Source organism: Adlercreutzia equolifaciens DSM 19450 (assembly GCF_000478885.1).
Classification (GTDB): Bacteria; Actinomycetota; Coriobacteriia; order Coriobacteriales; family Eggerthellaceae; genus Adlercreutzia; species Adlercreutzia equolifaciens.
Genome location: NC_022567.1, coordinates 219947 through 239463 on the forward strand (window position 1 = coordinate 219947; position 19517 = coordinate 239463).

The 19517-nt window shown below is 63.0% G+C and carries 16 protein-coding genes; 8 read left to right on the top strand and 8 right to left on the bottom strand.

Features of this window, described 5'->3' with window-relative positions:
* Positions 1 to 273: 273 nt before the first annotated feature.
* A complete protein-coding gene (locus AEQU_RS00550; protein WP_022738241.1) occupies positions 274 to 1341 on the top strand; it encodes a DUF559 domain-containing protein in 1068 nt (355 codons plus the stop codon).
* 8 nt (positions 1342 to 1349) lie between these two features.
* Here AEQU_RS00550 and AEQU_RS00555 read toward each other — a convergent pair whose 3' ends face one another.
* Together AEQU_RS00555 and AEQU_RS00560 are read right to left on the bottom strand one after the other, a co-directional pair.
* Entirely contained in the window at positions 1350 to 1916 is a 567-nt protein-coding gene (locus tag AEQU_RS00555; protein ID WP_022738243.1) for a YbjQ family protein, read from the bottom strand.
* 181 nt (positions 1917 to 2097) lie between these two features.
* Positions 2098 to 3444 carry a dicarboxylate/amino acid:cation symporter gene (locus tag AEQU_RS00560; RefSeq protein ID WP_022738246.1) on the bottom strand — a complete coding sequence of 449 codons (1347 nt, stop codon included), beginning with the start codon at positions 3442 to 3444 and terminating at the stop codon, positions 2098 to 2100.
* Between the two features lie 273 nt (positions 3445 to 3717).
* On the opposite strand from AEQU_RS00560, the gene AEQU_RS00565 reads away from it, so the two are divergent.
* From AEQU_RS00565 to AEQU_RS00595, 7 genes are all read left to right on the top strand, one after another.
* On the top strand, positions 3718 to 5127 hold the full coding sequence (locus AEQU_RS00565) for a Sapep family Mn(2+)-dependent dipeptidase (RefSeq protein WP_022738249.1): 1410 nt from the start codon (positions 3718 to 3720) through the stop codon (positions 5125 to 5127).
* 208 nt (positions 5128 to 5335) lie between these two features.
* Complete coding sequence (locus tag AEQU_RS00570; RefSeq protein ID WP_041714276.1) at positions 5336 to 6049, top strand: LytR/AlgR family response regulator transcription factor; 714 nt, start codon at positions 5336 to 5338, stop codon at positions 6047 to 6049.
* 216 nt (positions 6050 to 6265) lie between these two features.
* The gene (locus AEQU_RS00575; protein WP_022738258.1) at positions 6266 to 8161 is read left to right on the top strand and encodes a glucose-6-phosphate isomerase; all 1896 of its coding nucleotides are present in this window, start codon (positions 6266 to 6268) and stop codon (positions 8159 to 8161) included.
* A gap of 36 nt (positions 8162 to 8197) precedes the next feature.
* On the top strand, positions 8198 to 10690 hold the full coding sequence (gene hypF, locus AEQU_RS00580; RefSeq protein WP_022738261.1) for a carbamoyltransferase HypF: 2493 nt from the start codon (positions 8198 to 8200) through the stop codon (positions 10688 to 10690).
* 81 nt (positions 10691 to 10771) lie between these two features.
* Positions 10772 to 11020: a HypC/HybG/HupF family hydrogenase formation chaperone gene (locus AEQU_RS00585; protein ID WP_022738267.1), complete on the top strand. Its 249-nt coding sequence runs from the start codon at positions 10772 to 10774 to the stop codon at positions 11018 to 11020.
* A gap of 334 nt (positions 11021 to 11354) precedes the next feature.
* A complete protein-coding gene (hypD, locus tag AEQU_RS00590) occupies positions 11355 to 12446 on the top strand; it encodes a hydrogenase formation protein HypD (protein WP_022738271.1) in 1092 nt (363 codons plus the stop codon).
* 12 nt (positions 12447 to 12458) lie between these two features.
* Complete coding sequence (locus AEQU_RS00595) at positions 12459 to 12758, top strand: GIY-YIG nuclease family protein (protein WP_022738276.1); 300 nt, start codon at positions 12459 to 12461, stop codon at positions 12756 to 12758.
* A gap of 210 nt (positions 12759 to 12968) precedes the next feature.
* On the opposite strand, the gene AEQU_RS00600 is transcribed toward AEQU_RS00595, so the two are convergent.
* The 6 genes from AEQU_RS00600 to AEQU_RS00630 all read right to left on the bottom strand — a co-directional run bounded on the left by AEQU_RS00600 (position 12969) and on the right by AEQU_RS00630 (position 18825).
* On the bottom strand, positions 12969 to 13421 hold the full coding sequence (locus tag AEQU_RS00600; protein WP_041714278.1) for a hypothetical protein: 453 nt from the start codon (positions 13419 to 13421) through the stop codon (positions 12969 to 12971).
* A gap of 355 nt (positions 13422 to 13776) precedes the next feature.
* Entirely contained in the window at positions 13777 to 14655 is an 879-nt protein-coding gene (locus AEQU_RS00610) for an IS3 family transposase (protein ID WP_022738289.1), read from the bottom strand.
* Between the two features lie 17 nt (positions 14656 to 14672).
* Positions 14673 to 14966 carry a transposase gene (locus tag AEQU_RS00615; protein ID WP_022738294.1) on the bottom strand — a complete coding sequence of 98 codons (294 nt, stop codon included), beginning with the start codon at positions 14964 to 14966 and terminating at the stop codon, positions 14673 to 14675.
* 279 nt (positions 14967 to 15245) lie between these two features.
* On the bottom strand, positions 15246 to 15689 hold the full coding sequence (locus tag AEQU_RS00620; RefSeq protein ID WP_022738299.1) for a GatB/YqeY domain-containing protein: 444 nt from the start codon (positions 15687 to 15689) through the stop codon (positions 15246 to 15248).
* A 174-nt stretch (positions 15690 to 15863) separates the two neighbouring features.
* Positions 15864 to 18077, bottom strand: coding sequence for an ABC transporter permease (locus AEQU_RS00625; protein ID WP_022738302.1), 2214 nt, complete (start codon positions 18075 to 18077; stop codon positions 15864 to 15866).
* Positions 18067 to 18825 carry an ABC transporter ATP-binding protein gene (locus tag AEQU_RS00630; RefSeq protein ID WP_041714745.1) on the bottom strand — a complete coding sequence of 253 codons (759 nt, stop codon included), beginning with the start codon at positions 18823 to 18825 and terminating at the stop codon, positions 18067 to 18069. Before AEQU_RS00630 ends, AEQU_RS00625 begins: the two co-directional genes overlap by 11 nt.
* Positions 18826 to 19517: the final 692 nt, after the last annotated feature.

Sequence of the window (19517 nt, forward strand, 5' to 3'; positions counted from 1 at the left end):
CGCTAAGATTCCGCATAGTGCAGTTTGCTCGATTGAAGCTCCGGTGACCTGGGGTAATACGCCAACCTTCATTCATGGTTAAGCCTCCGGGTGTTTTGGTGATTTAAGAATGCCTGTATAAGTCAAAAAACGTGCGTAGAAGGCCCTTGTCGTGTCACCGCATCTCCGAGAGAGAAGTTAGGACGAAGTTGAGCAAGGTTCGAGATGTGTGACATTTACGATCTTGCAAGCAGGCAATGGCATTCAATGTGCGCTATGTTATAAACATCGCCTATGAATATCTATCTCTCACATATCAGCGCATGGTTGTTCTGGATTTGGTGGTCCAAGATGAATGCCATCCCTTTGGGGCTGTTTCATTCGGGAAAGTGCTTCGCACGCGATCGAATGCCGTCGTTTTCGTTGCCGACGGTTTCAATAATCAAGAATGCCGCCGGTTCGAAGCGCGAAGTTCGGCAAATACTCAATGCCAATGGCCAGAGCGTGCGACAGCTGTTGGTGCGCGCTGGTATTGGCACTGGAGCTGATGGCTGTCTGTACGTTTGCGTTCCGTACGTGAAGGGCAGGCGCTGTTCGGAGAAAAATATCCACTTCCACCAAGTGAGTTGCGCGCTGCCTCGGCGATCGTTTGTGAAAGTGGCAGAAGGCTTGTATGTTGCTTCGCCCGAGCTCACGTTTGTGCAGATGGCGAGCGTCCTAGAAGAAGGGGCACTGTGCGCCTGCGGTATGGAATTGACGGGTGGGTATCCTCTGGATGCCGAGTTTCGCCCCGATGGAGAAGTCGTCTACGTGCGGGCGCCCGTCACGTCGCAAACGCTCCTCGCGGCTTACGCTGATCGCTACCAGGGCCGAGGCGGTACCAATAAGGCCCGGCGGGTGACGCGGCATCTTTGCGACAAATCCGCGTCGGTGAAGGAAACTGAGCTGGCGCTCCTCGCTCTTCTCCCGCGCCACTATGGAGGTCTCGGCGCGAAGGAGGCGCTTCTGAATGAAGTTGTGACGCTCAGTCCCGAGGCGGCAACGATTGCGCGCCAGAAGAAAGTCGTCTGCGACCTTAAGTTCAAAGATTCGAATGTTGTCGTGGAATACGATGGTGCAACCCATGGTGACGCCGAAGCGCGAACAACCGATTCTCGTCGCCGGGATGCCTTGCGAGCAGAAGGCTACGACGTGGCTACGCTCACCAACGCGCAGCTGCAGAGCCCGACGGAATTCCAGGCGATCATCGTGCCGGCCTCGCGGAAGGCGGGAAAGAGAACGCGCTACCTCTCCGAGTGCGACATGCCGCGCCATCGGGCCCTCCGCTCGCAAATCGCCCGCTATCATGCGCGAGGATTTTAGAAGATCGTTTATGCCCTTTCTACCTTCACGGCGGTGCCGGTGACGGTGGCACCGAAGAGGTCTTGGCTCAGAGCTTGGTTCAGCTGGCTCAGCTGCTCGATGGCTACCGCCGTGCCAGTGACCGAGGCGCCGAAAAGTCCTTTCGGCAGCATGTACACGTCGTAGCGTATGGCCAAAATGCCGTTGGCCCCGGCTTCGTGGGCGCGGAACAAAAGCTCGTTCCAGGCGATCCTCTTGGCCCGTTCCATCTTGCTGCCGAGCAGGAGGGAACGCTGGTCGGTGAGGTCGGAGACGATGGCGTCAGCCTCGGCGGGAAGGCCCGCGCCCACGACGGCGTCGGTGGACAGCGTGCCCCGGTACTCCGTCACGCGCCAGCCCTCGAAGGAGCTACCAGCCGTGGTCATCATGAGGGAGGGATCCTTTTCCAGCGCGTCGAGAAACGCCTGTTTGGCCTGCTCGCGCTTCTCGTCGGCCTCAAGGGCTTGCTTGCGCTTTTGAGGAGAAGCGTCCGCGAGATCAGATCCGAAGTCCTCATCCAGCTCGTCGCGCTTTTCCAGCGCCTCTTCTAGGCTCATGACAGAAGTCGCCTCCCATAGACATCGCCAGCACATAAGAAACAATGCCGAAAGTATAGGCCGCCTGCTCCCGTGCAAGGAGAGCGCCCGGCAACGGTTGCGAAGCCTTAACCTGCGCGATTTTTCGGCAGCTTATGGGACGTTTGAATGAGGCGACCTATACCAGCCCGGCACGAAAGTTCTACGCCGCTTTCGCCAGTTTCTCGGCCTTGCGGGCGCGGCGAGCTGCGGCGCGCTTTTGCATGGCGTCCACGCAGGTGGCCACGGCGGCATCGCCGGTGACGTTCACGGTGGTGCGCATCATGTCGAGGATGCGGTCAACGCCGGCCACCAGGGCCACGCCCTCCACGGGCAGGCCCACCGACTGCAGCACCATGGCCAGCATGATCATGCCGGACCCGGGCACGCCGGCGGTGCCGATGGAGGCGAGCACGGCGGTCATCACGATGGTCAGCTGCTGGCCGATCGAAAGGTCGATGCCGAACACCTGGGCGATGAAGATGGCGCAGACGCCCTGGTAGATGGCGGTGCCGTCCATGTTGATGGTGGCGCCGAGCGGCAGCACGAACGAGGTGACCTCCTTCGATACGCCCATTTTCTCGGCGCATTCCATGTTGATGGGCAGCGTGCCCACCGACGAGGCCGATGCGAACGCGAAGCCCATTACCGGCATTTCGCCCTTCAGAAACTTAAGCGGGTTCATGCGGGCGAAGATTTTGATGATGCCCGAGTACACCAGGAGAATCTGCACGATCATGGCCACGTAAGCCACCACGATGAGCCACAGAAGGGGCCGCAGCACATCGATGCCGTTGCTGGCGATAACGGGGCAGATGAGTCCGAACACGCCGAAGGGCGCCACCAGGATGATGCCGCGCATGATGGCGATGCACACGTCCGACATGGCGTTGCAAATGTCAATGACCGGCTTGGCTTTCTTCCCAGCGGCGATCATGCCGAAGCCGAACACCACGGCGATGACGATGACCTGCAGCATGGTGGCGTCAGCCATGGGCTGGAAGAAGTTGCTCGGGAACATGTTCACGATGGTGTCGATGAGAGACGGCGGCTCGGTGGCCTCGTAGGAAAGCTCGCCTGTGGGCATCGTGTAGCCGGCGCCGACGTTCATGAGGTTGGCGAACACGAGCCCCAGCGTGACGGCGCAGGCGGTGGTGGCCAGGTAGAACAGCACGGTTTTGCCGCCGATGGCGCCGACCTTCTTCACGTCATCCAGTGACACGACGCCGGCGATGATGGAGAACAGCACCAGCGGCACGACGATCATCTTGATGAGGTTCAGGAAGATGGTGCCGAAGGGCTTGATGTAGGTGTCGGCGATCTCCGGCGCGCCTTGCAGCGCGAGACCCGCCAGCACGCCCAGGATGAGCGCGATAAAGATCCAGGTGGTGAGCGACAGACGCTTGAACCAGGGTTTGGGCTTGCCGTCGTTGCTGCGACCGCTGTCGTCGATCGTTGGTGCGGCTCCGTCGATGTCAGCAGGCGCCGAAATGATGGAATCGTCAGCCATGGCGGTGCGTCCTTTCCTTCTTGTGCGTAAACCGTCCCCATTATAAGCGTATTTGCAGGGAAAAGAGGGCGCGCGGTCAAGTGATCTAACGGCCCTGCAACAAATGGGGGAACGGCCTGCGCTGATTTCGCCGAAGGGCCATAATGGCAACGGAGAGTAGCCGGGAACGTGTCGGCGCGAGATGTGTGGAATACGTTTTTACTCGAAGAAGGTAGAAGCGCCATGCTATGGTGTGCCGCGCTTCAGGGGACAATATATATGAAAGGAACGTCTATGGATCGCAAGGAAATTGTCGCTGCTGCCGAGGCTTATTGGGATGAACATCGCGATGCGATTGTGGCCGATATCGCCAAGCTCGTGGAAATCCCCTCGACGGAGGATCTGGCCGCTGCCGCGCCGGGCGCGCCGTACGGGCCTGGGCCGGCCGCTGCGCTGGATGCGGCGCTGGAAATCGCCGAGGGTATGGGCATGACCGTCACGAACTGCGAGGGGCATATCGGGTTTGCGGATCTTGCCGGCAAAACCGAGAAGCAGCTGGGCATCATCGGCCACGTGGACGTTGTGCCCGCCGGTCCTGGCTGGTCGTTTGAGCCTTTCAAGGTGACCGAGAAGGACGGTTACCTTATGGGCCGTGGCTGCCTGGACGACAAGGGCCCCTCGGTGGTGGCTCTGCATGCCGTGAAGTGCTTGAGTGACCTTGATGTGGAGCGCCCCTATTCCATGCGCTTCATCTTCGGTGCCAATGAGGAAACGGGCATGGCCGACGTGACGTGGTATCTCGAGAAGTACGAGAGCCCGGCCTTCTTGTTCACGCCCGACGCCGACTTCCCGGTGTGCTATGGTGAGAAGGGCGGCTATGACGGCTGCATCACGAGCGCACCTATCGCCGATCCGGTAATCTTGGATATCTCCGGCGGCGTGGTGACCAACGCCGTGCCTGGTGAAGCCTGGGCCGTCGTGCGCGCGGATGCCTCTGCGCTGCCCAGCGCCGAGCGCATCACGGTAGCCGACGCCGGTGACGGTACGGCGCGCATCGATGCTGCGGGCGTGAACGCCCACGCCGCCTGGCCCGAGCGCGGCATCTCCGCCATCATGCTGCTGGCGAACTACCTGCTGGAAAACGGCTTGTGCAACCAGCAGGAGCGCGAGTTCCTCGAGCTGGTGCAGAGCCTCGTGTCCGATACGACCGGTGCTGGCGTGGGCATCGCCACGGCTGACGAGTACTTCGGGCCGCTGACGGTGGTAGGTGGCACCATCCGCAAGGAAGGCGATCGTCTCGTGCAGACCATGGACAGCCGCTGGCCCACGTCCATCACAGCCGAGGAGATCACCGCCGCGCTCACGAAGCTGACCGACAACATTGGCGCCACTTTCGAGAACACCCTGCTCATGGTGCCCTTCCTCGTGAAGCCCGATGATCCGGAGATTCAGGTGCTGCAGGATGCCTTCCAGTTCGTGACCGGCGACACCGAGCACAAGCCCTTCACCATCGGCGGCGGCACCTACGCTCGCGAGTTCAAGAAGGGCGCCTCCTTCGGTGTGAACATGCCTTGGATCGAGAACCCCGACTGGGTCGGCGGCGAACACGGCCCCGACGAGGGTGTCTCCGAAGAGCTGCTGAAGACCTCCTTCAAGATCTACGTCCTAGCTCTGGCCGAGCTGCAGGGACTAGAGATTCAGTAATTGAGTACAGCTTACAGCGTATGTCTGCAATGGTCCCGCATCTGCGGGGCCATTTTACGATTGAGCGACGGGAGCGATGAGGGTATCGGCAATTTCAATGTCCTCATCTGGAATTAACCCGTGATTTCCTCATGATCGGGCATGACGGGGCGTCAGCTGTGCTATAGAATAGTATGAATGCAATCAGAGATTTCTTTTGGAGGACGACGTGCTTAACGCAATTATCGTTGACGACGAGGCGCCTGCCCGTTCTGAACTGCGCTTTCTTCTCGATGAGGTCGGCGGAGTTGAAGTGACAGCCGAAGCTGCCAACGTGCGCGAGGCTATCGAGAAGCTGAAAGAGTATCCCTGCGACGTTATGTTCATGGATGTGAACATGCCCGAGGCCACTGGCCTTCAATTGGCCGAGGCTCTGCAGCATCTGAAGTTCCCTCCGGCGGTGGTGTTCGTGACCGCCTATTCCGAGCACGCGCTGGACGCCTTCAAGGTGAGCGCTATCGATTATCTGGTTAAGCCGGTGGAGACCGAGCGCTTGGCTCAGGCCATCGCCCGCGTACGCGAGCAGGTGGCTCTGCACTTGCAGGCTCACAAGTCCGAGCGCATCCCGGTGGAAAAGGGCGGCAAGAAGATTCTCATCGGCATCGATAAGATCCGTTTCGTCATGGCTCGCGACGACTACGCTTACCTGCAGACCGATACCGACCGTTACTTCTCCACGGTGAGCCTGGCCCAGCTGGAGAAGCGCCTCGACGGCCACGGGTTCTTCCGCGTACACCGCGGCTATTTGGTGAACCTGTCCATGGTGGAGGAGATCGAGTCCGTTTCCGGTGGTACGCTGCTGCTGACTTTGAACGGCGTGGAGGAGAAGATTCCCGTTTCGCGCCGCCGCGTCAGCTCCCTGAAGAAGGCGCTGAACCTGTAGGACGCCTCGTTCTGAATGATGCGCTGACGAGCCCCGCCCAGGGGCTCGTTTCGTTCACAGAACCGCCATAGGGTTGTGGGGATGTGGGCGCGTTTTGGTGGCGTTTGCTAGAATATTTCCACTAGATTAACGAGGAGGAGCCCCAGTGCAGCGCGTACGGGGCTCGTTTGCAATTCTGCTGGCTGGCGGAAATTGCCCAGAGAGAAGAGGAGCGCCATGCTCTCCGTTGACGTTGAGAAGCTGTATCCGGCGGCAAAGACCCTGGTGAAAGCTCGTGCAGCAAGCCGCATTCACGCCAAGGACGCCACGCTGTACGATTTCTCCCCCGAGGCGCAAGCTTGCGCGAGCGACTACATGGGGTGGGCCGATCTGGCCACGAGTCCGCTGTGCGACATGGACGCCATCCAGTCTTTTGCCGACGAAGTGGTGGAAGCGGGTCTCGATACGATTCTGCTTATCGGTCAGGGCGGCTCCACTCAGGCGCCCATGACCATCACGAAGTACAACAAGCACGATTCCAACCGCGTGAAGTTCCGCACGTTGGACTCCGACTCGCCCGTGCGCGTGCGCGAGATGCTCACCATCTGCGATCCCCATCGCACGCTGGTCATCATCTCCTCGAAAAGCGGCGGCACCATTGAGCCGCGCATGCTGCTAGAGGCGGTGCGGGCCTCCTTCGAGAAGGAGTTGGGCGATCATGTGGTGAAGCACCTGGTGGCCATCACCGACCCGGGTAGCGATTTAGATCGGCAGGCACGCGAGGAAGGCTGGCGTGCGGTGTTTTCCGGCGAGCCCACGGTGGGCGGCCGGTTCTCTGCGCTCTCGGTGTTCGGGTTGGTGCCGGCAGCGCTCACAGGTATCGACATGGAAGCGTTCATGGCCCACGCTCGCGCGGCCGAGGAGGCCTGTTCGGAGGACGCCATCGATAACCCGGCCATCAACCTGGCGGCATTCCTCTACGACAACTACCTGAAGGGTCGCAACAAGTTCTCGTTCCTCACTCCCAAGCGCGGGCGCGTACTGGGTCTGTGGATCGAGCAGTTGGTGGCCGAATCGCTGGGGAAGAACGGCAAGGGCATCCTGCCGAACATCGAGATCGACTCGCTGCTGCTTACGGAGGATCCGGGCGACAGATCCATCATCATGTACCAGACCCAAACCGACCTGTGGGACGAGCGCCGCAATTTCGAGATGAGCCTCGCCTACATCGACAACGCTATTCCGCGGCTGAACTACCGCATCGACACTGTGGAAGAGCTGGCTGAGCATTTCGTCATGTGGGAATACGCCATCGCCATGTGCGGCTATCTTATGCAGGTGTGCCCCTTCGACCAGCCCGACGTTGCCTCCGCCAAAGCTGAGGTGCTCGATATTCTGAAGAACGGCCAGCCTGAGCCCGATTTCACTGAGGTGTTCACCGACGAGGTAGACATGGGCCGTGTGGAAGTCTCCTTCGCCCCCATGTTCGAGGGCTGTGAGGACTTGCACGAGACGCTGTATGCGCTGCTGTCCTCCATTCAGCCGGGCGACTTCTTTGCGCTGAACGCGTTTCTTCCGTTTACGGGAGAGGGGCGGCGCGAGGCCATCGAGCAGATTCGCCATGGCGTGGCCGAATCCTTCGGCTGCGTGTCGTGCTTGGAGGTAGGGCCGCGCTACCTGCATTCCACGGGCCAGCTGCAAAAAGGTGGTCCGAACATGGGCGTCTTCCTCATTTTGTCGGCTGACGAATTGAAGGACATTCCGCTGCCGGAGGAAGCTGCGGCACCCAGCCTTGGCGAGCTGGCGAAGGCCCAGGCTGCTGGCGATTTGGCGGCGCTCGCCAAGCGCGGGCGCCGCTGCGTGCATCTGCATTTGCCGGACAACTCCGGCGTAACGCTGCGTCAGCTGGCCCAGGTAGTCGATGATGTGATTGCCGACATCCTGACCGATCGGGCGTTGGCCGAGGCCGCTGCCATGGCTGAGGACGAGGAGCTGGCCGAAGCCACCGTAGTTGTGGAAGCTGCCGAAGCCAGTGAGACTGCCGTGGAAGCCGAGTTTGTCGATGCGCCCCAGGATGCCGAGGTGGCGGCTGCGGAGGTTGCCGTCCCCGAAGGCGAGACGGACGAGGCGTAAGCGGCAAAGCAAAGCGCAAGGCAAGGGAGCTTACTCATGATCGATGCGGTCGATATTCATGTGAAGGGTATTGTGCAGGGGGTAGGTTTTCGACCCTTTGTGTACCGGATGGCGAAGAAGTACCTCATCAACGGCTGGGTGCTGAACGCCACCGATGGCGTGCATATTCACGCCGAGGGCGAGAGCGCGCTGGTGGACGAGTTCATCATGGAGCTATCTGACAACGCGCCGGCGGCATCGAAGGTGGAGGAAATCGACATCAAGGAAGTGCCTCTGGAGGATTTCGACAGCTTCGAGATTCGCTTCTCCGACGATGAGGACGTGGCAGAGACCACACTTGTGTCGCCCGAGCTTGCCACCTGCGATGACTGCGTGGCCGAGCTGTTCAACCCGAACGATCGTCGCTACCGTTACCCGTTTATCAACTGCACGAACTGCGGACCGCGCTTCACCATCATCGATCACTTGCCCTACGACCGTGCTGCCACCTCCATGGCGGCGTTCCCCATGTGCGAGAAGTGCGCTGCCGAGTATGCCGATCCGCTCGACCGCCGCTTCCACGCCCAGCCCGATGCCTGCTTCGAGTGCGGGCCTTCGGTAACGTGGAGCGTTGGGGCTGACGGGCCGATTTCGCTAGGGAAAACCCGCGAGGAGTCCGACGCCATTTTTGCGGCGGCGGTGGAAATGCTCATGGCGGGGAAAATCCTGGCTGTGAAGGGGCTCGGGGGCTTCCATCTGGTATGTGACGCCAACAATGCCGATGCGGTGGCCGAGCTGCGCCGGCGCAAGCGGCGCGATGGGAAGGCCCTGGCGGTGATGGCCCAGGGAATGGGCGATGTGCGGGCGCTTTGCGAGGCGAGCGAAGAGGAAGAGGCGGTTCTGGCGGGGTCGACGCGACCCATTGTGCTGCTGCGTAAACGCCCTGGCGCGGCTATTGGCGCAGGCTTGGCTGATGGATTGTCCGAATTGGGGGTCATGCTGCCTTACACGCCGGTGCAACATTTGCTCATGCACGATTTCGCTGAAGCATGGTTTGCGGCGAATCCGGCGGTGGACGAAGCGGGCGACGAACCGGGACGCCTGGTGCCGCTGCTTGTGATGACCTCGGGCAACGTACACGACGAGCCCATCTGTATCGCCGATGAAGAGGCGCGCGCAAAGCTGGCCGGCATCGCCGATGCCTTTTTGGGCAACAATCGCCCCATCCTCACGCGCTTCGACGACTCCGTCGTGCGGCTGATCCAGGTGGATGAGGTCGACGAAAAGCCCGTGTACGCCATTCAGTTCCTGCGGCGGGCACGCGGCTATGCTCCCGTACCCGTGTCGGTGGCGGCCGAGGGCGTTGCGCCTGCCGAGGGCATCATCTTCGCCGCCGGCCCCGAGCAGAAGAATACCTTCACGCTGCTGCGCGGCACCGATGGCTTCGTGTCCCAGCACATCGGCGACGTGGAAAACGCCGAGACCTACGATGCATGGCTGGCCACGAAGGATCGCTTTGAGAGCCTCTTCGAAATGACCCCCACAGCGGTGGCCTGCGACTTGCATCCCGAGTATCTCACGAGCAAATGGGCCCATCATCAGGGATTTCCCGTGACCGAGGTACAGCATCACCATGCCCACATTGTGTCGGTCATGGCCGAGCATGGGCTGACTGATGCCGTCTGCGGCATCGCCTTCGACGGCACGGGCTACGGTGAGGATGGGGCCATCTGGGGCGGCGAGGTGCTGCTGGCGAACCGCCAGGCCTTCGAGCGTTTCGCGAACTTCGCCTACGTGCCCATGCCCGGAGGGGCTGCGGCCATCAAGCATCCGCTGCGCATGGCCTACGGCGTGCTGTGGGCCTACGACCTGTTGGAGCATCCTGCTGCTGCGGCGGCTTTGGCGCCTCTGGGCGATGAGGCCGAGGTGTGCGACACCATGATCGAGCGCGGGCTGAACACGCCCATGACGTCCTCGGTCGGGCGCCTGTTCGATGCGGCCAGCGCGCTGCTCGGCATCTGCACGGAGCCGAGCTACGAGGGCGAGGGAGCCATCCTTCTGGAGGCGGCCATGGAAACCGCCGGGGCCGACGTGGCCGGCGCTGCGGCTGTCGAAGAGGCCGCGGGCGTGGCAGGCGAGGACGAGCTGGCGGCGAAGGAGCGCTACGCCGTCATCGTCGAGAAGAACACCGCCACCGAGACGAGTACCGCGCAGGACACCTCGGTGCTGCTCCTGGATGCCGAGCCCACCTTCCACGCGTTGCTGGACGACCTGGCGGCGGGAGTGCCGGCGTCCGTCATCAGCCGCCGCTTCCACGATGCCATGGTTGGCGCCATCGTCATGAGCGCCGAGTTGGTGCGAGCCATGTACGACATTTCCACGGTGGCGCTGTCGGGCGGCGTGTTCATGAACCGCTACCTCGTGGAGCACGCGCTGGCTGACTTGGCCGCTGCTGGTTTCACCGTCGCCATCAACCGCGATCTGCCCCCCAACGACGGTTGCATCAGCCTAGGCCAAGCCGTGGTGGCTTCCGCTCGTTCGGGCGAGTAGGGCGCCTCTCGAAACCTCGCCGACTTCCTTGGGCGAACCTGCGACAATGGGGCATTGAGAGACGAATCGAAGGAGCAGCGTATGTGCTTGGCAATTCCGGCGAAGGTGGCGGCCCTGGAAGAGGGGAACTTGGCCACCGTTGACATTTTGGGCGTGACCCGTGAGATTTCCGTCGATCTGACGCCCCAGGCGCAGGTGGGCGACTACGTGCTCGTGCACGCCGGCTTCGCCATCGAAGTGGTGGACGAGCAGTTCGCGCTCGAGACCATCGAGCTGGTGAAACAGTTCCCCGAACTGGCCGATTTGAACGAGGCTCCCACGCCGGCCTAAGGAGCGAAAGCGGTGCATTTTGCCCGTTGAATCCGCCCGTGTATTACACTAGACTGACCGCACGGACGAGCGGACTGCTTCTTTCGTCGAAGGGAGCAGCTATGTACGTAAGCTGGATGGAACTCCTCACGTTTTGTTTGGTGATCGTAGCGGTGATTGATTTGACCGCGCGCTTGCGGCAGTAGCCGTGCGGGTGGCAATGAAAAAGCCGCCCCTCGCATAGGATGAACGGCTCTTCATCACATTAACCTGGATAATGTGAAGCAGTCGTGCCCGGTTGCAGCGGGCATTCCGCTTGTCCGTATTCTACACCCTTGAAGGAGTGGTTGCAAGAATGGACGCCATGCAGCAAGAACTGAAGGCCTTCAAAGATCCGACGTTGGCGCGGGGGCTCATCGAGTCCATTCAGGCGCTGGCGCCTAAGTCCGCCACGCTTATGGAAGTGTGCGGCACCCACACGGTGGCCATCGCGCGCAACGGCATTCGCGGCCTCATGCCCGAGGGCACCCGCCTCGCCTCCGGCCCGGGGTGCCCCGTGTGCGTGACGAGCAACCACGACATCGACAAGGTGATCGCGCTGGCCCGGGTGCCGGAAGTGACCATCGCAACCTTCGGCGACATGACCCGCGTGCCCGGCTCCACGTCCAGCCTGCTGGCCGAGCAGGCGGCGGGACGCGCGGTGGAAATCGTTTACTCGCCGCTGGATGCCCTGCGCCTGGCGCAGGAGAACCCCGATCGGCAAATCGTCTTCGTCGGCGTGGGCTTCGAAACCACCACGCCGCTGGTGGCTATGGCCATCAAGCGGGCGCGCGCCATGGGGCTCACAAACTTCACCGTATACGGCGCCCACAAGAACATGCCCGGGGCGCTGGAAGTCATCATCAACGACCCGGCGCTGAAGCTGGACGCGCTCATTCTGCCGGGGCACGTGTCCACTATCATCGGCGCGGAGCCCTATCGCTTCCTGGCCGAGAAGTACGGCATCCCCGGTGTCATCACCGGGTTCGAGCCGGTGGACGTGCTGCAGGGCATCGCCATGATCATGCGCCAGCTGCACGAGAGTCGCGCCGAGATCGAGATCGCCTACGCCCGCGGCGTCATGCCCGAGGGCAATCCGGTGGCACTCGCCGCCATCGACGAGGTGTTCGAAACCTGCTCCGCCACCTGGCGTGGCTTGGGTGAGATTCCCGGCAGTGGCTACCGCATCCGCGAGGAGTTCGCCGACTTCGACGCCATGCGCCGCTTCCAACCGGATGTGGAAGAGGTGCGCGAGCATAAGGGCTGCCGCTGCGGCGACGTGCTCCGCGGCATCATGGCCCCGAGCGAGTGCCCGCTGTTCCGGAAGGTCTGCACGCCGGAGAACCCGGTCGGGCCCTGCATGGTTTCCAGCGAGGGCAGCTGCGCGGCATACTATCGGTACTACTAGGCCAGGCCCGCTATGGCTGCGGCCTCTACTCACTATATGTACGTGTTGGAATGCGCCGATGGGTCGTTGTACACCGGCTATGCCGTGGACGTGCGCGCGCGGCTAGCGGTGCACAACGCCGGCAAGGGCGCGAAGTACACCCGCGCTCGCCTGCCCGTGAGCCTGCTCGCCTATGCCGAGTTCGCCACCAAGCACGATGCCATGCACGCGGAATACGTCTTCAAGCAGCTTTCCCGCAACGAAAAGGACGCCCTGCTCGCCGCCGCCTCGCACGCAACCTTCGAGGAGGCCCTGAAAAACGTGCTTACCTGACATGCCCGATGGGGCGACCTAAAAGAAGCAGCAAGTCACATCGCTTTCACGAATCTGGCGGCGAATGCCAGTTCGACCCCGAAATGGTAAGAGGGGGGAAGCCATTTCGGCAACGAAGTGGCACTTTCTGGCCATTTCGGCCTTCAACTGGCAGTGCGGTGCGCCACTTCGGGGTCGAACTGGCATCTGTCCCTTGAATTTCGAAGATGCCTAAGCTGACGGATGGCTTTGATCGGTTGGGCCGGAGGTTTGCTTGGGGCCCAGGTTCAGTTCCTCCAGGTAGCTGCTGGGCTCGATGTTGCAGGTGCGGACGCCGGAGCGGAGGCGGATGCGGGGGATGTGCAGGCGCAGGCGCTCGGCGGTTTCCAAATCGCAGCTTTCGAAACTGGTGAAAAGGAGACGCCGGGCGGTGCGTTGTTCGGCCAAGGTGATGGCGGCTCGGTCGGAGGCTTCCTGGCGGGCGCGGGCGCCGCCGACGATGACGCCGGGGTCGCACATATCGCGCGAGGGGATGAAGCCGTTCACGAAGCCGCCGAAGATGATGACGTCGAAGGTGCGGCCGAAGAGGTCTTCGGGGGCGCCGACGGCGACGGCCGGAGTGGCCGGGCTGGCGCTTCTTCCGCACGGCTCAGCGCCCTTTCGTGTAGAGGACGGCCTTGCCACCGCGCTTTCTTCGCATGCTTCGCTGTGGCGAGAAGAGGAGAGGGACGTGCCGCTTGCGGTGTCTGCGGATGCAGAAGAGCTCTCTGCCGCCGAGTCTGGTGCGATGTCGGTTTCGGGTTGATCCTCCTCGCTCTGCTCTCTGAGCAGTTCCTGCGCCTCGCGGTAGGGGTCGAGCAGGCTTTGGGCGAAAGGGCTCGTTGCGGGGAGCCCCGGCAGGGCGTCGGCATCCAATGCGGCGAGGGCTTCCGCGAGGTTGAGGCCCCGGGGTTGCGCGACGCGCCGCAGCTCGGAGACGGCGGCGCTGCGGTCGAGGGTTGACCTGTGTCAAGATTTCGGACACGGAAAGTCGAGGATCTCACGCCGCCAGGGGCAGCTCCCCGGGCCGCGGCGCGGTCCTCTCGAAGAACTCCTCCATCACCTGCGCCGGTATCCGGTAGCCTATGGTGGAGTGGGGCCGCCGGCGGTTGTAGTAGCCCTCGATGAACCCCACCACCGCCCGGCGCGCCTCTGCGCGGGTGGGGAAGCTCCTCCTGTGGTACATCTCGTTCTTCAGCGTGGCGAAGAACGACTCGGCCACCGCGTTGTCGTGGCACGATCCCGTGCGCCCCACCGACAGCCTCACGCCGTGGGCGGCCGCCCACTCGGCGACCAGGCGGCTGGTGTACTGGGCGCCGCGGTCGCTGTGGAATATGGCGCCCTCCGCCACGTAGCCCCGCGAGCGGGCCGCCTCGAGCGCGGAGGCCACGATGTCGGCCGTCATGCGCTCGGAGAGCGCCCAGCCCACGACCATGCGGGTGTTCAGGTCGATCACCGTGGACAGGAACAGCCAGCCCTCGCCGGTGCGCAGGTAGGTGATGTCGCCCACGAGCTTGTAGGTGGGCACGGGGCTCTCGAAGTCGCGGCCGACGAGGTCGGGGCGGCCGTCGGCCCCCGACCCGGGCACGGTCGTGCGCTTGCTCGCGTTGGGCGTGCAGCCGCTGATGCCCAGCTCGCGCATGAGCGCCAGGACGCGGTAGAGCGTGACGTGGGCCATCTCGGGCGGCATCATGGCGCGGACCATGCGGTGGCCGAAGCGGCCGTCCGACTCGCGCCACACCCGCTCCACCTCGGCCCTCTCCGCGGCCCACTCGTCCTCGGGCGCGCCGCGGGAGAGCCGGCTGTAGAAGCCCGAGCGGCTCACGCCCAGCAGCCTCGCCATCATCTTCACCGGGAATTCGGCCCTCTCCTCCAGCATCAGCCGGTAGCGCGCGGCTACAGGCGGTCGCTGGCGAAGAAGGCCGCGGCTTTTTTCAGGAAGGCGTTCTCCATCTCGAGCTCGCGGATGCGCCTCTGCGCGTCCCTCAGCTCGCGCCCGGCGGCCTCCGGCGCCGGCTCGCCGCCCAGCTCGCGGCGGCGGTCGGCCACCCACTTGCCCACGGTGCGGTCGCTGAGCCCCAGCTCCTCGCAGCAGCCCTTGATGGAGCGGCCCTCCGCGACGGCGGCGATTATGTAGTCGGCGGTCTCCCTCTTGAACTCGGGGGTGTACTTGTTCTGGTTGGCAACCATGGCGATCATCGTCCTTTCGGTCTCACGGGGCGCAGTCTACAGGGCGCTGCGCACTCTGTCATCCGTGTCCGAAAAAACGATACAGGTCAAAGGATTGGAAGGTGTGGGGTGCGGTCTGCGTGGCCTGCGTGCTCGTGAGCGCGCTCGCCCTGCGCGTCGTGTTCTACATGACCGGCATCTCCATCTACCCGTTCTTCTAGGCGGCCCGGAAAAGATGCACCAAACTGGAAGGCCTCCCATGGCGGGAGGCCTTCTTTGCGTTGGGGGAGAGGCGTCTTGCTAGCTCAGTTTTCCGCCGAGGATCTTAGCGGCGCCGGCCTTGTCGAAGTTGCCGCCGGTGCGTTTCGTGAGCTCGCCCATGACGCGGCCCATATCCTTCTTGGTGGACGCGCCCGTGTCGGCGAGCACCTCATCGATGAGCGCCGCCAGCTCGTCGCCTTCCACTTGGCGGGGCAGGTACTCTTCCAGAATGGCTACCTGCTCGGTGAGGGTGTCGGTGCGCTCTTGATTGTTGCCGGCCTTGATGGATCCGTCCAGCGTCTCCTTCGTCTGCTTGATGGTGCGCTTGAGCATGGCGTCCACGTCGGCCTCCGTCACCTCGCGGCGCTCGTTCACCTCGATGGCCTTAAGCTCGGTGTGCACCTGGCGCAGAATGTCGCGTCGGTGGTTGTCGCGCGCCTTCATGGCCGTCTTGATCTCGTCCTGCAGCTGCTGGTATTCCATGAGCGTCCTTTCTCGGAAAATGATCGCCTCCATTATAGCGCGCCCTGCCGCTTCGATGGCCTTCTCTGCCCCTCTCAACTGGGGGCGTCATTCCGGTCGAGGAGGGCTGACCAAGGTCAGCCCCTACGGGGCAAAGCGATAGGGGATACGGTGGAAGGGGGCCGCGGGAGGAGTTTATCCCTGCTGCAGGCTGCCCTTCACGATGCCGCGGGCGGCCAGGTAGGTCACTAGCATGTAGCCGCCGTAGATGACCAGCGTAAGGCCGGCGGCCATCATGATGGGGCCGGCCGAGGACACGCCGATGGCGTCCAGCAGGGAATCGGACAGCACGCCGATGGCGCAGACGGAATGACATACCGCCAGACCCAGCGGCACGAGGAAGTACACGAGCACCTGGGCCAGAAGCGACCGGTAGATCATGCCGCGGTCGCAGCCGAGCTTCCACAGGATGCGGTAGCGCGGCGTTGAATCGGACGCCTGGGAGAGCTGCTGGATGGCCAAAATGGCCGCCGTGGAAATGAGGAAGACGAAGCCGATGTAGAGCGCCAGATACGTGATCATGAGACGCAGCCCGGCGGACTGGGAGAGCATCTCGTTCGCCGTGAGGATGCGCGTGACCGGCCACAAGAGGCTCGCGTAGGGGTCGTCGGCGCCTTGGGTGCCCTTCTCGAAACCGCCCATGTCGCGGGGTTGCAGGGCCGCCACGATGTCGCCTAAGGCCGCGTCATTCTCGCCGGCGGTCTTACCGTTGTCGGCGTACATCACGTTCAGGTACTGGGTGTCGGGAATGCAGCCGGCGGCTTTCAGGGCTTCTACGGCTTCATCGGGAGCGATGATGACCAGGGCTGTGGCCGCCATGGCGTTGTCTTCCAGCTGCGTGTCGTACAGGGGACCTGCCAGGGCGTACTCCTCGCCGGCGATGGTCACCGTGGGGGCCGCGTCCAGCACGGCGCGGGCCAAAGGCGTGACCATGTCCATGTTGTTCGCCAAGGCGCAGGTGCCCGCTGCCAGTTCCACGGGATCCTGGCCTTGCAGCGCACGGGTGCCGTTGAAGTCGGAGAGCGACACCACGGTGAGATGCGTTGTGCGTACGGAGCCCAAGTCGTCCAGACGCAGGGCCGACGGATCAACGCCGGTGGCCTCGGCAGCGGCAACGAGGGGGTCGTAGGTCATATCCGGGGCTGAATAGGTGCTCACCTGAGCGAAGGCGCCTACGGTCTCGTCCCACAGCTCTGGCGCGGCCTCTTGCAGGGCGGCAGCCATGTCCCAGTTGAAGGACTCCGCCTGGGCCAGGCGCTCGGGGGCTTCGGCCTCCATCTCGGCGCGGCGATCAAGTGGGTCGCCCGACGAGGAAGCCTTCGACCCATCGGGCCCGTACCACACGGCCGCCTCCAAGGTGGCGGAATAGGGGTTCGAGCGTTCCGCGCCGCCAACGAACACCTCCACGAGCCCCATGCCCGAGGAGAACACCGTGATGGAGAAGAACAGCAGCACGCACACGGCCCACAGCGACAGAAACGCCGTGTTCACCTTGCTGGCGATCTGGCGCACGGTGAACAGGTTCAGCTTCCGCAGGTACACGCCGCGCAGCCGCGTGAGCACGGCAATGGCGAAGCCGGCGAGCGACCAGAAGAACAGCAGCGATCCCACGAGCATGGCGATGGTGGCGCGGATGAACTCGGGCTGGTCCAGCATCACCAGACCGTTTTCGATGAGCTGCTCGTAGGCGTAGACGAGGATAGCCACCGCTGCGACGAACCCCACGAGGCAGACCCACGGGTTGCGCACGCCGGCGCGCTCGTTCTTCTCGCCGGCGCGGATGAGGTCGATGAGCTTGCAGCGGCTCACGGTGATGGTGTTGAAAGCGGCCACCACCACGTAAATGGCGGCGAAGCAGGCGAGCGTGACGAGGAAGGCGTCGGGGGAGAACACGAACTGGTAGTTGGTCATCGTCGTGCCGAACAGCGCGGCGGTGAAAAACGACAGTCCCTGGGAAAGCAGCACGCCGCAGATGAGGCCCACGGCCAGGGAAAGCACCCCCACGAGCACGGTCTCGTACAGCACGATGCGCGACACGTGCCCCGGCGTCATGCCCAGCACCAGGTAGGTGCCGAACTCCCGCTTGCGTCGGCGGATGAGGAACTGGTTCGCGTACAGGATGAGGAAGCCCAGCACGCAGGCCACGACTATCGAGAACATGCCCAGTATGTAGGTGGTGGATGCGAACACGCTTCGCGAGGCCGAGGTTTCCATGTCGAAGAGAATCTGCTGGCTGCCGATGGAGTTGAACGCGTAGAACACCGCCACGCCGAACAAGAGCGTGATGAAGTAGACGGCGTAATCGCGCACCGACCGGCGGATATTGCGCAGGGCGAGCTTAAGATACATGGCCGGCCTCCCCGCCGAGGAACGACACGACCTCCATGATGCGCGAGAAGAACGCGTCGCGGCTCTCGTCGCCCCGGCGCAGCTCGTTGAACACGGCGCCGTCCTTGATGAACAGCACGCGGTTCGTGTAGCTGGCGGCGAAGGCGTCGTGGGTGACCATCATAATGGTGGCACCCATCTGCTCGTTCATCATTTCCATGATCTCCAGCATCACCGTGGCGGCGCGGGAATCGAGGGCGCCGGTGGGCTCGTCGGCTAAGATGAGCTTCGGGTCGGTGACCATGGCGCGGGCTGCGGCCACGCGCTGCTTCTGGCCGCCGGACATCTGGTAGGGATACTTCTGCAGCACGCCATCCACACCGAGGCGCGCGGCCATGGCGTTCACCTTGCCGGGAATGGCGCGGGCCGGCTCGCCCTTGATGGTGAGGGCCAGCGAGATGTTCTCGAAGCCGGTGAGCGTGTCCAGCAGATTCGAGTCTTGGAAGATGAAGCCCAAGTCGTCGCGACGGAACTTCGCCAGCTGGCGCTTCGACATGCCGGTGATATCGCGGCCGCCTACGATGATGTGCCCGCTCGTGACCGTATCGATGGTAGAGACGCAGTTCAGAAGCGTTGTTTTGCCGGAGCCCGAGGGACCCATGATGCCGACGAACTCGCCGGCGGCCACGTCGAAGCTGACACCGGCCAGCGCGTGGGTGACCGAGTCGCGGCTGCCGAAGACTTTTTCGATGGAGCGCACCGAGAGGATGGGGGAGCCTGCGTTGACGGGGTGGCCGGCTTGGGGGGCGCGGAAGGGGTCGGCCGCACGGTGGGCGCCATGGGCGGTGTGGGCTCCTCTTCCGCTGGCGGCGCTGGCTGCGGAGGCGGCGCCGGCCACGTAGTTCTCGCGGGAGAAAGCGGCGGCGATGCCGTCGAGGGTCGTCGTGCCGTCGCCATCGAGGGGCACAGGCGTGCCAGGATTGGTCGGACGCGGGCCGAAGGCCGAGGGGGTGGGTTCGGTGTACACTTCGGCCATTAGTAGCTCCTCTCGGTTTTGGGCAGCTGGTGGGAGATGAAGGCTCCCACGGCCCCGATGATAGCAAGCGTCAGGATGATTTTCCCTGCAGTGTTCACGACAGTCCTTTCTCTCGGATATGCGGCTCGCGTTCCATCCCTCCGGAGGCGGCTCGATGGATCGTCCCATCCCTCCGGAGACGGCTACGCGGCATTCCGATTCGCTCAGACAGTCCTCGCTGGTATCGAAGGCGTTGGGATTGCCTGCTCCCTTTCATGTTCTGCCTTCGATACCATCTGCGGAACTTGCTCGGTCGGAACGCCCCGTATCTGTCTCCTGCACTTGACGGATCGCGAGCTTGAATTCATCCTAAAAAGGAGGCGCGCATGGTTCCATCGATCGGGCTTACGGTTGACTTACGAATGTGTTAGGTTGTGCGGGTTTCT

What these genes read in the sequence shown, in the direction of transcription:
- AEQU_RS00550 (WP_022738241.1), top strand. Translation starts at nt 274, where the DNA reads ATGAATATCTATCTCTCACATATCAGCGCATGGTTGTTCTGGATTTGG.
- AEQU_RS00555 (WP_022738243.1), bottom strand. Translation starts at nt 1,916, where the DNA reads ATGAGCCTAGAAGAGGCGCTGGAAAAGCGCGACGAGCTGGATGAGGAC.
- AEQU_RS00560 (WP_022738246.1), bottom strand. Translation starts at nt 3,444, where the DNA reads ATGGCTGACGATTCCATCATTTCGGCGCCTGCTGACATCGACGGAGCC.
- AEQU_RS00565 (WP_022738249.1), top strand. Translation starts at nt 3,718, where the DNA reads ATGGATCGCAAGGAAATTGTCGCTGCTGCCGAGGCTTATTGGGATGAA.
- AEQU_RS00575 (WP_022738258.1), top strand. Translation starts at nt 6,266, where the DNA reads ATGCTCTCCGTTGACGTTGAGAAGCTGTATCCGGCGGCAAAGACCCTG.
- hypF (WP_022738261.1), top strand. Translation starts at nt 8,198, where the DNA reads ATGATCGATGCGGTCGATATTCATGTGAAGGGTATTGTGCAGGGGGTA.
- AEQU_RS00585 (WP_022738267.1), top strand. Translation starts at nt 10,772, where the DNA reads ATGTGCTTGGCAATTCCGGCGAAGGTGGCGGCCCTGGAAGAGGGGAAC.
- hypD (WP_022738271.1), top strand. Translation starts at nt 11,355, where the DNA reads ATGGACGCCATGCAGCAAGAACTGAAGGCCTTCAAAGATCCGACGTTG.
- AEQU_RS00595 (WP_022738276.1), top strand. Translation starts at nt 12,459, where the DNA reads ATGGCTGCGGCCTCTACTCACTATATGTACGTGTTGGAATGCGCCGAT.
- AEQU_RS00610 (WP_022738289.1), bottom strand. Translation starts at nt 14,655, where the DNA reads ATGCTGGAGGAGAGGGCCGAATTCCCGGTGAAGATGATGGCGAGGCTG.
- AEQU_RS00615 (WP_022738294.1), bottom strand. Translation starts at nt 14,966, where the DNA reads ATGGTTGCCAACCAGAACAAGTACACCCCCGAGTTCAAGAGGGAGACC.
- AEQU_RS00620 (WP_022738299.1), bottom strand. Translation starts at nt 15,689, where the DNA reads ATGGAATACCAGCAGCTGCAGGACGAGATCAAGACGGCCATGAAGGCG.
- AEQU_RS00625 (WP_022738302.1), bottom strand. Translation starts at nt 18,077, where the DNA reads ATGTATCTTAAGCTCGCCCTGCGCAATATCCGCCGGTCGGTGCGCGAT.